The sequence below is a fragment of the Pseudomonas sp. GD04019 genome (assembly GCF_029837695.1).
GTDB lineage: Bacteria > Pseudomonadota > Gammaproteobacteria > Pseudomonadales > Pseudomonadaceae > Aquipseudomonas.
This window is the reverse complement of sequence record NZ_JAOEEA010000009.1, coordinates 240,643-251,741: the sequence shown is the minus strand read 5'-3', so window position 1 is coordinate 251,741 and position 11,099 is coordinate 240,643. Positions and strand designations below refer to the sequence as shown.

The window sequence follows — 11,099 nt, the reverse complement described above, 5'->3', positions numbered from 1 at the left end:
GCCGCGATGGCGGGCCTTCGGCCCCGCTCTGCGGGGCTTTGCCTTGTGAGGTGCCGATGTTGCAACGCATTCTGCCCCGGCTGCTCGGCGTGCTGCTGATCATCCTGGCGCCGCTGGCGCAGGCCCGTCCCGAGCCGGACCAGCGCCTCGGCGAGACCCTGGTCGAGCGCGGTTCCGCGCACTACCGTTTCGAACACTTCGAGCTGGCCTCGGCCGATGGCCAGCGCCACTACCGCGTGCGCCTGGGCATTCCGCGCCAGGCCGCACCTGCTGCCGGCTACCCGGCGCTCTACCTGCTGGATGGCAACGCCGCCCTGGCCGCCCTGCGCGAGGACTGGCTGGCCGAGCTGAGCCAGGGCCAGCCACCGCTGCTGGTGTTGGTCGGCCCGGCCAGCGACAGCCGCCTGGACCTGGACGGGCGCATGCTCGACTACACCCCGGCGCCGTCAGGTGGCCCCGGCACGCCGGACGCCATGCTCGGCAATCGCCCGACAGGTGGCGCGGCGGCCTTCCGCGCGCTGCTGGTGCAGCGGATTCGCCCCGAGGTGCTGCGGCGGGTCGCCGTGGACCAGGACCGCCAGGGGCTGTGGGGGCATTCCCTGGGTGGCCTGTTCGTGCTCGACAGCCTGTTCGTCGCGCCGAGCGACTTCCGCTTCTATATCGCCGCCAGTCCGTCGCTCTGGTGGCAGTCCGGCCTGCTGCTCGAACGCCATCGCGATTTCGCCGGCAGCGATGCCCAGACCCGTCTGCTGATCCTGCGCGGCAGCGCCGAGCGTCCGTCGCGCGGTCAGCTCGCTGCCGACTCGCCGCGGGCGCTGGCCATGGCCGCGCTGCCGGCGGATACGCCGCAGCGCTTGGCCGAACGCCTGGATGCGCTGCCCGGCTTGCACGCCGAGTTTCATGAGTTCGCCGGCCTGGACCACGGTCCGGCGCTGGCCGCCTCGTTGCGCCCGGCGCTGCGCCTACTCGCCGGCCTGGCGCCGTTGGAGGCTGTGCGATGAGCGCCGTGTTCTCCCGCGCCATGGCCGCGCTGCTCGGTGGATATGTCTTCACCTACGCCTTCACCGCCTGCCTGGCGCGGCTGTTGCCGCTGGATCGGGTCGATTCGCTGCTGGTCGCCAGCCTGCCGATGTTCATCATCTATACCCTGGCCGTGCTCTGGGCCTTCGCCGCGCGCGACGCCTGGCGCGCCTGGCTTGGCGTGCCGCTGGCGATCCCGCTGGCGCTGATCGGCTTCTGGCCACAACTGCTGGAGCGCCTGGGATGAAGAAACAGACATTCACCCAGGCCATGGCCTGGCTGCACACCTGGGGCGGCCTGCTGTTCGGCTGGCCGCTGTTCGCCATCTTCCTCACCGGCAGCCTGGCGGTGTTCGATCAGGAGATCGACCACTGGATGCAGCCGGAGATCCAGCGCCAGGACGTGCCCATCGCCCAGGCCGCCGCCCATGGCCTGGCCTACCTGCAGCGCCACCATGCCGACGCCGGGGCCTGGAGCATTGCCCTGCCCAGCGAGCGCATGCCCGGCCTGGCGGTCACCGCCGGTGATCGGCGCAACGGCATCACCACCCATCTCGACCCGCGCAGTGGCGAGCCGTTGAAGGTGCGCGAGGCCGCTGGCGGCAGTTTCTTCTTCCACTTCCACTACACCCTCAACCTGCCGCGCCAGGTCGGTATCTGGGTGGTCGGCCTGGTGGCGCTGGCGACCCTGGCCGCCCTGGTCAGCGGCATCGTCATCCACAAGAAGCTGTTCAAGGAGTTCTTCACTTTCCGCCCGAACAAGGGCCAGCGCTCCTGGCTGGATGCGCACAACGCCGCCGGCGTGCTGCTGATGCCGTTCCACCTGATGATCGTCTACACCGGGCTGATCATCTTCGGCCTGATCTACCTGCCGGCGGCGCTGCAGGCGCTGTACGACGGCGACTTCGAGGCCTTCTACCAGGAGCATATCGAGGAGCCGCCGCACCACCACGGGCCGAGCCGCGCGCCGGCGGCGCAACTGGTCGCCCTCGGCCCGCTGCTGGAACAGGCCGAGCAGCGCATGGGGCCGCTGGCCGCGGTGAGCATCAGCCATCCCGGCCAGGCCGATGCGCTGGTCGAGGTGCGGCGCGTGCTGGGCAACCGCATCGCCCTGAGCAAGGGCCACAACATGGTGTTCGACGGCGTCAGCGGCGAGCTGCTCGCCGGTCCGCCGGAGCTGCGCCCGAGCGTGCTGACCCAGCGGGTGATGTTCGGCCTGCACTTCGCCCAGTTCGGTGGCTACCCGATGCGCTGGCTGTACTTCTTCTGCGGCCTGGTGGGCAGCGCGATGATCGCCAGCGGCCTGGTGCTGTTCACCGTCAAGCGCCGGCGCAAGTACCTGCAGGAGGGCAGGGCGCAGGGCTTCGGCAATCGCCTGATTGAGAGCCTGAACATCGCGGTGATCGCCGGCCTGGCCCTGGCCTGCATCGGCCTGTTCTGGATCAATCGCCTGTTGCCGGTGGAACTGGCCCAGCGCGCTGGCTGGGAGCTGCGCCTGTTCTTCGCCATCTGGGCGCTGAGCCTGCTGCATGGCTGGTGCCGCCCGCACCTGCAGGCCTGGCGCGAGCAACTGGGCCTGGCCGCGCTGCTCTGCCTGGGGTTGCCGCTGCTCAGCGCGCTGACCCTGGAGTGGCCGTGGGTCGACCAGGGTCGCCTGCTGCTGGAACTCGCCGTGCTGGCCTGCGGCGCGCTGCTGGCCTGGACCGCGCTGCGCGTCGGGCGCAAGGGCGAGCAGCCGGCGCCACGGCGCGCTGCGCGAACCACGCTGGAGGTGAACTGAGATGCTGAGTGCCTTCTTCGGCGGATTGTTGCTCGCGTATGCCGGCATGGTCGGCCTGTGCCAGGGCCTGGAGCGCCACCACAAGCAGGTCTGGCAGCGCGTGCCTACGCCCAGGCTGCGGCGTGGCCTGCGCCTGGCCGGCTGGGTTCTGCTCGCGGCCAGCTTCGCTGCCTGCGTAGCCGCCTGGGGTTGGGCCATGGGTCCGGTCGGCTGGTTCGGCCAGATCTGCCTGGCCGGCTTCACCCTGGTCCTGCTGTTGCCCTACTGGCCGCGCCTGGCGCTGTTCTGGCCGCTGCCGGCTAGCCTCGTGCTGGGCATCGCCTGGGTTGTGGGTGGCTGAGGCGAATAGCGCCGCCGATATGGTCGGCGGCGGTTTGCCGGTATCATGGCGCACCTGTTTCGTGAACGGATAGCCGTCTCGCCATGACCCTGCAGTTTCCCACCATCGCCGACTGCATCGGCAACACTCCGCTGGTCCGCCTGCAACGCCTGCCCGGCAACACCTCCAATACCTTGCTGGTGAAGCTGGAGGGCAACAACCCGGCCGGTTCGGTGAAGGACCGCCCGGCGCTGTCGATGATCACCCGCGCCGAGCAGCGTGGCGACATCCAGCCCGGCGACATCCTAATCGAGGCCACCAGCGGTAACACCGGCATCGCCCTGGCGATGGCGGCGGCGATCAAGGGTTACCAGATGGTCCTGATCATGCCGGACAACTCCACCGACGAACGCAAGGCGGCCATGACCGCCTACGGTGCCGAGCTGATTCTGGTGGACAACATGGAAGTGGCGCGTGACCTGGCCCTGGCCATGCAGGCCGAGGGCAAGGGCAAGGTGCTCGACCAGTTCGCCAACGGTGACAACCCCGAGGCCCACTACCGCGGCACCGGCCCGGAGATCTGGCAGCAGACCGGCGGCGGCATCACCCATTTCATCAGCTCCATGGGTACCACCGGCACCATCATGGGCACCTCGCGCTACCTCAAGGAGCAGAATCCGGCCATCGAGATCATCGGCCTGCAGCCGCAGGACGGCTCGGCCATCCCCGGCATCCGCCGCTGGCCCCAGGAATACCTGCCGAGCATCTACGACGCCAGCCGCGTGGATCGCGTGCTGGATATCACCCAGGCCGAGGCCGAAGAAATGATGCGGCGAATGGCGCGCGAAGAGGGCATCTTCTGCGGCGTTTCCTCCGGCGGTGCGGTGGCGGCCATGCTCAAGCTGGCGCAGGAAGTGGAGAACGCGGTGATGGTGGCGATCATCTGTGACCGTGGCGACCGCTACCTGTCGTCCGGCCTGTTCAACCGCTGACCATGAGCAAGCACAGATCGCTGCGCTTTCAGCCCGCCGGTGGCGAGCGCAAAGCGCAGGTGCCGGTAGGCAAGAAGCAGAAGCTGCTGATCGAGCGCCTGTCCAACGATGGTCGCGGTATCGCCTTTATCGACGGCCGTAGCTGGTTCGTCGCCGGCAGCCTGCCGGGCGAGGAAGTGGAAGCCCGCGTACTCAACGCCCGCAGCCAGGTGGTGGAGGCGCGCACCGAGCGCGTGCTGCGCGCCGTGGAACTGCGCCGCGAAGCGCCCTGCGCGCATGCCGGCAGCTGCGGCGGCTGCACCCTGCAGCACCTGCCCCATACCGAGCAGCTTGCCCTGAAACAGCGCACCCTGGCCGAACAGCTGCAGCGCCTCGCTGGCGTGCAGCCGGATGAATGGGTGGCGCCGCTCAGCGGCCCCGAGTTGGCCTATCGCCGCCGCGCGCGCATCGCCGTGCGCTGGGACGTCAAGGCCAAGCGCCTGGACGTCGGCTTCCGTGCCGCCGCCAGCCAGGACATCGTCGCCATCGCCGATTGCCCGGTGCTGGTACAGCCCTTGCAATCGATCATGCGTGCTTTGCCGGCGCTGTTGCGCAGCCTGGATAAGCCCCAGGCTCTGGGCCATGTCGAACTGTTCCACGGCACCCAGACGGCCGTGTTGCTGCGCCATACGGCGCCACTGGGCGAGACCGATCTGCAACGCCTGCGCGCGTTCTGCGCCGAGCATGAGGCGCAGCTGTGGCTGCACGGTACCGGCGAGCCGGAGGCCGATCTGCCCGGGCAGAGCCTGGGCTATCGTCTGGAGCCCTGGAACCTGGAGCTGCAGTACCGGCCTGGGGATTTCGTCCAGGTCAACGGCGCGGTCAATCAGGCGATGGTCGAACAGGCGCTAGACTGGTTGGCGCCGCACACTGGCGAGCGCGTGCTGGACCTGTTCTGCGGCCTGGGCAATTTCGCCCTGCCGCTGGCGCAGCAGGTGCGCGAGGTGGTGGCGGTGGAAGGTGTGCAGGCCATGGTCGAGCGGGCGCGGGCCAATGCCGCGGCCAACGGCCTGGGCAATCTGCACTTTTTCCAGGCCGACCTGTCGAAGCCGCTGGCCGCTGAGCCCTGGGTCGCCCAGGGCTTCGACGCGATCCTGCTGGACCCGCCGCGCGATGGCGCCTTCGAGGTGGTCAAGCAGATCGGCGAGCTGGGCGCGCGGCGCCTGGTATATGTTTCGTGCAACCCGGCGACCCTGGCGCGCGACACCGCCGAACTGGTCAGGCAGGGCTTCCGGCTGAAACGGGCCGGGATTCTCGACATGTTCCCGCAGACGGCGCATGTGGAGGCGATGGCGTTATTCGAGGCTGGCTAGGATGCCGGCGCAATCCGACCGGCTCACAGAAGGCCGGCGATAGTCCGGTGGGCTGCGACCCGCCGTAGGGAAGGCAGAAGATGGTACAGGTGAGAGCACACCAGCCGATCAACCTCGACGGCAGCATCAACCTCGAGGCCTGGCTGGACCACACGCTGAGCGTCGACCCGGCGCTGGATCGTGAAGCCCTGAAGGCGGCCTGCGAGTTCGCCCGCGAGGTGGAGCAGCAGGCCAACGCCGCGCAGAACCTGTGGGCGGAAGGCAACTCCAGCTTCCAGACCGGCCTGGAGATCGCCGAGATCCTCGCCGACCTCAAGCTGGACCAGGACAGCCTGGTGGCCGCGGTGATCTACCGCGCCGTGCGCGAGGGCAAGATCAGCCTCAAGGCGGTGCAGGACAAGTTCGGCCCGGTGGTGGCCAAGCTGATCGAGGGCGTGCTGCGCATGGCCGCCATCAGCGCCTCGCTCAACCCGCGCGACTCCCTGGTGCTCGGCTCCCAGGCCCAGGTGGAAAACCTGCGCAAGATGCTGGTGGCCATGGTCGACGACGTGCGCGTGGCCCTGATCAAGCTGGCCGAGCGCACCTGCGCGATCCGCGCGGTCAAGCATGCCGATGACGAGAAGCGCCTGCGCGTGGCCCGCGAGGTGTTCGACATCTATGCGCCGCTGGCCCACCGCCTGGGCATCGGCCATATCAAGTGGGAGCTGGAGGACATCTCCTTCCGCTACCTGGAACCCGAGCAGTACAAGCAGATCGCCAAGCTGCTGCACGAGCGTCGTCTCGATCGCGAGCAGTACATCGCCGAGGTGATGCAGCAGCTGCGCGACGAACTCACCGCCACCGGCATCAAGCCGGACATCAGCGGCCGCGCCAAACACATCTATTCGATCTGGCGGAAGATGCAGCGCAAGGGCCTGCAGTTCAGCCAGATCTACGACGTGCGCGCGGTGCGCGTGCTGGTGCCGGAAGTGCGCGACTGCTACACCGCGCTGGGCATCGTGCACAGCCTGTGGCGGCACATCCCCAAGGAATTCGACGACTACATCGCCAACCCCAAGGAGAACGGCTATCGCTCCCTGCACACGGCGGTGATCGGCCCGGACGGCAAGGTGCTGGAGGTGCAGATCCGCACCCACGCCATGCACGAGGAGGCCGAGCTGGGCGTGTGCGCCCACTGGAAGTACAAGGGCACCGACGTCAAGGGCGGCTCCGACCACTACGAGGAGAAGATGGCCTGGCTGCGCCAGGTGCTCGAGTGGCACGAGGAACTGGGCGACATCGGCGGCCTGGCCGAGCAGTTGCGCGTGGATATCGAGCCGGACCGGGTCTACGTGTTCACCCCGGACGGCCACGCCATCGACCTGCCCAAGGGCGCCACGCCGCTGGACTTCGCCTACCGCGTGCACACCCAGATCGGCCACAACTGCCGGGGCTCCAAGGTCAACGGGCGCATCGTGCCGCTGACCTATAGCCTGCAGACCGGCGAGCAGGTGGAGATCATCACCTCCAAGCAGGGCGCGCCGAGCCGCGACTGGCTCAACCCCAACCTGGGCTACATCACCACCTCGCGGGCGCGGGCGAAGATCGTCCACTGGTTCAAGCTGCAGGACCGCGAACAGAACGTCGCCGCCGGCAAGGTCATGCTCGAACGCGACCTGTCGCGCCTGGCGCTGCCGGCCGTGGACTTCGCCAAGCTGGCCGAGAAGTGCAACCTGAAGACGGTCGAGGACATGTACGCGGCCCTCGGCGCCGGCGACCTGCGCCTGGCCCATGCGGTCAACCTGGCTCAGCAGCAGGTGGAGCCGGAGCGTGGCAACGAGCAGCTGGAACTGATCCCGCGGCGCGCGACTTCGCCACGCCCGGGGCGGCGCGGCGACATCCAGATCGAGGGTGTCGGCAACCTGCTGACGCAGATGGCCGGCTGCTGCCAGCCGCTGCCGGGCGATCCGATCGTCGGCTACATCACGGTCGGTCGTGGTGTCAGCATCCATCGCCAGGACTGCGCCTCGGTGCTGCAGCTGGCCGGGCGCGAGCCGGAGCGGATCATCCAGGTCAGCTGGGGCCCGGTGCCGGTGCAGACCTATCCGGTGGATATCGTTATCCGCGCCTACGACCGCTCCGGCCTGCTGCGCGACGTGACCCAGGTGCTGCTCAACGACCGCATCAACGTGCTGGCGGTGAACACCCGCTCGAACAAGGAGGACAACACCGCCTCCATGCTGCTGACCATCGAGATTCCCGGCCTGGACGCCCTGGCCCGGCTGCTGGCGCGGATCAGCCAGCTGCCCAATATCATTGAGGCGCGGCGCAATCGCAGCGGTAGTTGATTTCCCCCTCTCCCTCTGGGAGAGGGTCGGGCGGCCCGCGTAGGGTGAGGGGGCCATAGGCGACCCGGAGTTGCGTGATCCCTCACCCCCGGCCCCTCTCCCGGAGGGAGAGGGGAGTGCGTAGCCCAATCCTAGAGACTGACTCATGCAAGACCGTTATTCCCTCGACGATCTGCTGCACCTGATGGCCCGCCTGCGCGACCCGCAGCACGGCTGCCCCTGGGACCTCAAGCAGAGCTACGCGACCATCGTTCCCTACACCCTCGAAGAAGCCTACGAGGTGGCCGACGCCATCGAGCGCGGCGACTTCGACCACCTGCCCGGCGAGCTGGGCGACCTGCTGTTCCAAGTCGTCTACTACAGCCAGCTGGCCAAGGAGGAGGGGCGCTTCGAGTTCGCTGCGGTGGTCGATGGCATCACCCGCAAGCTGGTGCGCCGCCATCCCCACGTGTTCCCCGATGGCGACCTGTATGGCGCGCCGGACATGGCGCGACTGGAAGAGGCGGCGATCAAGCAGCGCTGGGAAGAGATCAAGGCCGAAGAACGTGCCGAGAAGGCCGCCGCGCCGGAGCAGCTGTCGCTGCTCGACGATGTGCCCCACGCGCTGCCGGCCCTGAGCCGTGCGGCCAAGCTGCAGAAGCGTGCGGCCCAGGTCGGTTTCGACTGGCCGGAAGCGCTGCCGGTGGTGGACAAGCTGCGCGAGGAGCTGGACGAAGTGCTGGAGGCCATGAGCGAAAACGATGCTGAGGCCATCGCCGAAGAGGTCGGCGACCTGTTGTTCGTCGCAGTGAATCTGGCGCGGCACCTCAAGGTCGATCCGGAAACGGCCCTGCGTGCGGCCAACAACAAGTTCGAGCGGCGCTTCCACTACATCGAACAGGCATTGCGCGACGCCGGTCGCCCCATCGAGAATTGCAGCCTGGAAGAGCTGGACGCCCTGTGGGGCGAAGCCAAGAAACTGGAAAAGCAGTCCCCGGGCTGCTGATGATCAAGAGCGAGTATCCATGAGCCTTTCCCTCCGCGACCAGCTGCTGAAAGCCGGCCTGGTCAATGAAAAGCAGGCCAAGCAGGCCGGCAAGCAGAAGCAGAAGCAGCAACGCCTGGAGAAGAAGAACCAGGTCGAGGTGGACGACTCGCAAAGGCAGGCCGCCCTGCAGGCCAAGGCCGAGAAGGCCGCCAAGGACCAGGAGCTGAATCGCCAGCAGCAGGAGAAGGCCGAGCAGAAGGCGATCGCCGCGCAGATCAAGCAGCTGATCGAGACCAGCCGCCTGCCCAAGCTGACCACCGAGGACTACTACAACTTCATCGACGAAAAGAAGGTCAAGCGCCTCTCGGTCAACGCCCTGATGCGCGACAAGCTCAGCCGCGGGTCGCTGGCCATCGTCCGCCTCGGCGGCGCCTACGAGGTGATCCCGCGCGAAGCGGCGCTGAAGATCCAGGAGCGCGACCCGGCCCGCGTGCTGCTGCTAAACACCCAAACCGAGGCGCCGGACGCCGACGACCCGTACGCCGCCTACCAGGTGCCGGACGATCTGATGTGGTGATCACCCGCCACGCCTGAACAGACGCCGCCTTCCGCCGGAATGCGGCGTTTTTCATCCCGCTGCGCTTCTGCTAGACCTACAGGAGCGATCTCGCGCGAGGTTCCGCCTCCTTGTCCCATATTCACCCTGCACCGCGCCGCGGCTTTTGCCGCGGCCTCCTGAGCGGCATCTGGCTGATCTGCCTGGCGCTGGTGCTGCCAGCCCAGGCCGAGGAGTTGCGCCCGGTCAGTCTGCAGCTGAAGTGGCGCCACCAGTTCCAGTTCGCCGGCTATTATCTGGCGCTGGAGCGCGGCTACTACCGCGATGCCGGCATCGACCTGCGCATCCTGCCTTGGCGGCCGGGTATTGATGCCATGGACGAGGTGCAGGCCGAGCGCGCCGACTTCGGCATTGCCGGTTCGGAGTTGGTCCTGGCCCATGTGCAGGGTCGTCCGCTGGTGAGCCTGGCGGTGATCTTCCAGCATTCGCCGGCCGTGCTGTTCGCCCGGCGTGCCGCCGGTATCGGCAGCGTGCACGATCTACCAGGCAAGCGCGTGGTGCTGCACGATGCCGAGGCCGAGCCGTTCGCCTACCTGCAACACGAAGGCATCGCCCGCGACAGCCTGGTGCGCGTGCCGCCCATGGACGATCAGCTGCAGGCCCTGCTGGAGGGCCGGGTCGATGTGATTTCCGGTTACTCCACCGACGAGGCCTATGTACTGCAGCAGCAGGGCCTCGACTACATCGAGATGACGCCGCGGGCGGCGGGCATCGATTTCTACGGCGACGCGCTTTTCGCCAGCGAGCGCCTGCTGCGTGGCGATCCGGCGCTGGTCGAGGCCTTCCGCGCCGCCAGTCTGCACGGCTGGCGCGAGGCGTTTGCCGATGTCGAGGGCAGCATTGCGTTGATTCGCCAGCGTTACGCCCCTGAGCTGAGCGAGGGCAAGCTGCGTTTCGAGGCCGAGCAGATGCGCCGCCTGGTGTTTCCCGACCTGATCGAGATGGGTTACCAGCATCAGGGGCGCTGGCAGAGCATCGCCGCGGTGTACCAGGAGCTGGGCATGCTGCCGCCGGGGACGGGCGTTGACGGTCTGATCTATCAGGTGCCGCAACCCCTGGGCAGCCGCATGCTCAACTGGGTCAGCCTGGTGATTCTCGGCGGCCTGCTGTTGCTGGCCTGGGTCGCGCAGCGCTTCTATCGCCTGAGCCGGTCCCTGCGCCTGAGCAACCAGGCGCTGACCGAGCGGCTGCGCGAGAACCAGCAGCTGCAGGACCAGCTGCGTTTCGCCGCCGAGCGCGACCCGCTGACCAACCTGTACAACCGCCGCTATCTCTACGCCAGCCTGCCGCTGGAGATCGCCCGCGCCGAGCGCGAGGGCTATGGCGTGGGACTGGTGTTGATCGACGCCGACTACTTCAAGCTGGTCAACGACACCTACGGTCACACGGCCGGTGACCAGGTGCTACTGGCCCTGGCCGACCTGCTGCGCGGCCATGCGCGGGCCGGCGACATTCTCTGTCGCTGGGGCGGCGAGGAATTTCTGCTGGTGCTGCCGCGCATCAGTCAGATGGCGTTGGCCCAGCGCGTGGAGCAGTTGCGCCAGGACTTCAGCGCACTGGCGCCGCTGGATGTGGCGCCGCAACGCCACTTCAGCTTTTCCGCCGGTTATGCCCTGTATCCGGACGACGGGCGCGACAGCGAGAGCCTGATCCTGTGCGCCGACAATGCGCTGTACGCGGCGAAGAAGGCCGGTCGCAATCAGGTGATGGCGGCGGGGCAGGGCTGA

10 protein-coding genes are annotated in these 11,099 nt (G+C 68.0%); all 10 read left to right on the top strand.

What is annotated here, in order from left to right; all coding sequences use genetic code 11:
- The first annotated feature begins 56 nt into the window (after nucleotides 1-56).
- The 10 genes from N7607_RS16070 to N7607_RS16025 all read left to right on the top strand — a co-directional run bounded on the left by N7607_RS16070 (nucleotide 57) and on the right by N7607_RS16025 (nucleotide 11,099).
- Nucleotides 57-1,001, top strand: a complete 945-nt coding sequence (locus N7607_RS16070; protein WP_279867612.1) for an alpha/beta hydrolase-fold protein — start codon at nucleotides 57-59, stop codon at nucleotides 999-1,001.
- Nucleotides 998-1,267 carry an iron transporter gene (locus N7607_RS16065; RefSeq protein ID WP_279867610.1) on the top strand — a complete coding sequence of 90 codons (270 nt, stop codon included), beginning with the start codon at nucleotides 998-1,000 and terminating at the stop codon, nucleotides 1,265-1,267. The genes N7607_RS16070 and N7607_RS16065 overlap by 4 nt, the downstream gene beginning before the upstream one ends.
- On the top strand, nucleotides 1,264-2,799 hold the full coding sequence (locus N7607_RS16060; protein ID WP_279867609.1) for a PepSY-associated TM helix domain-containing protein: 1,536 nt from the start codon (nucleotides 1,264-1,266) through the stop codon (nucleotides 2,797-2,799). The genes N7607_RS16065 and N7607_RS16060 overlap by 4 nt, the downstream gene beginning before the upstream one ends.
- Nucleotide 2,800: 1 nt before the next feature.
- Nucleotides 2,801-3,139, top strand: a complete 339-nt coding sequence (locus N7607_RS16055) for a DUF3325 domain-containing protein (RefSeq protein WP_279867606.1) — start codon at nucleotides 2,801-2,803, stop codon at nucleotides 3,137-3,139.
- Nucleotides 3,140-3,222: 83 nt separating this feature from the next.
- Nucleotides 3,223-4,110 carry a cysteine synthase CysM gene (gene cysM, locus N7607_RS16050; protein WP_279867605.1) on the top strand — a complete coding sequence of 296 codons (888 nt, stop codon included), beginning with the start codon at nucleotides 3,223-3,225 and terminating at the stop codon, nucleotides 4,108-4,110.
- Nucleotides 4,111-4,112: 2 nt separating this feature from the next.
- Complete coding sequence (gene rlmD / locus N7607_RS16045; RefSeq protein ID WP_279867604.1) at nucleotides 4,113-5,462, top strand: 23S rRNA (uracil(1939)-C(5))-methyltransferase RlmD; 1,350 nt, start codon at nucleotides 4,113-4,115, stop codon at nucleotides 5,460-5,462.
- Nucleotides 5,463-5,542: 80 nt separating this feature from the next.
- Nucleotides 5,543-7,789: a GTP diphosphokinase gene (relA, locus tag N7607_RS16040; protein WP_279867603.1), complete on the top strand. Its 2,247-nt coding sequence runs from the start codon at nucleotides 5,543-5,545 to the stop codon at nucleotides 7,787-7,789.
- A gap of 145 nt (nucleotides 7,790-7,934) precedes the next feature.
- Nucleotides 7,935-8,774: a nucleoside triphosphate pyrophosphohydrolase gene (gene mazG, locus N7607_RS16035; RefSeq protein ID WP_279867602.1), complete on the top strand. Its 840-nt coding sequence runs from the start codon at nucleotides 7,935-7,937 to the stop codon at nucleotides 8,772-8,774.
- A gap of 19 nt (nucleotides 8,775-8,793) precedes the next feature.
- Nucleotides 8,794-9,333, top strand: coding sequence for a DUF2058 domain-containing protein (locus tag N7607_RS16030; RefSeq protein WP_279867601.1), 540 nt, complete (start codon nucleotides 8,794-8,796; stop codon nucleotides 9,331-9,333).
- Nucleotides 9,334-9,443: 110 nt separating this feature from the next.
- On the top strand, nucleotides 9,444-11,099 hold the full coding sequence (locus N7607_RS16025) for a GGDEF domain-containing protein (RefSeq protein WP_279867600.1): 1,656 nt from the start codon (nucleotides 9,444-9,446) through the stop codon (nucleotides 11,097-11,099).

What these genes read in the sequence shown, in the direction of transcription:
- N7607_RS16030 (WP_279867601.1), top strand. Translation starts at nt 8,794, where the DNA reads ATGAGCCTTTCCCTCCGCGACCAGCTGCTGAAAGCCGGCCTGGTCAAT.
- cysM (WP_279867605.1), top strand. Translation starts at nt 3,223, where the DNA reads ATGACCCTGCAGTTTCCCACCATCGCCGACTGCATCGGCAACACTCCG.
- N7607_RS16065 (WP_279867610.1), top strand. Translation starts at nt 998, where the DNA reads ATGAGCGCCGTGTTCTCCCGCGCCATGGCCGCGCTGCTCGGTGGATAT.
- N7607_RS16070 (WP_279867612.1), top strand. Translation starts at nt 57, where the DNA reads ATGTTGCAACGCATTCTGCCCCGGCTGCTCGGCGTGCTGCTGATCATC.
- rlmD (WP_279867604.1), top strand. Translation starts at nt 4,113, where the DNA reads ATGAGCAAGCACAGATCGCTGCGCTTTCAGCCCGCCGGTGGCGAGCGC.
- mazG (WP_279867602.1), top strand. Translation starts at nt 7,935, where the DNA reads ATGCAAGACCGTTATTCCCTCGACGATCTGCTGCACCTGATGGCCCGC.
- N7607_RS16060 (WP_279867609.1), top strand. Translation starts at nt 1,264, where the DNA reads ATGAAGAAACAGACATTCACCCAGGCCATGGCCTGGCTGCACACCTGG.
- N7607_RS16055 (WP_279867606.1), top strand. Translation starts at nt 2,801, where the DNA reads ATGCTGAGTGCCTTCTTCGGCGGATTGTTGCTCGCGTATGCCGGCATG.
- relA (WP_279867603.1), top strand. Translation starts at nt 5,543, where the DNA reads ATGGTACAGGTGAGAGCACACCAGCCGATCAACCTCGACGGCAGCATC.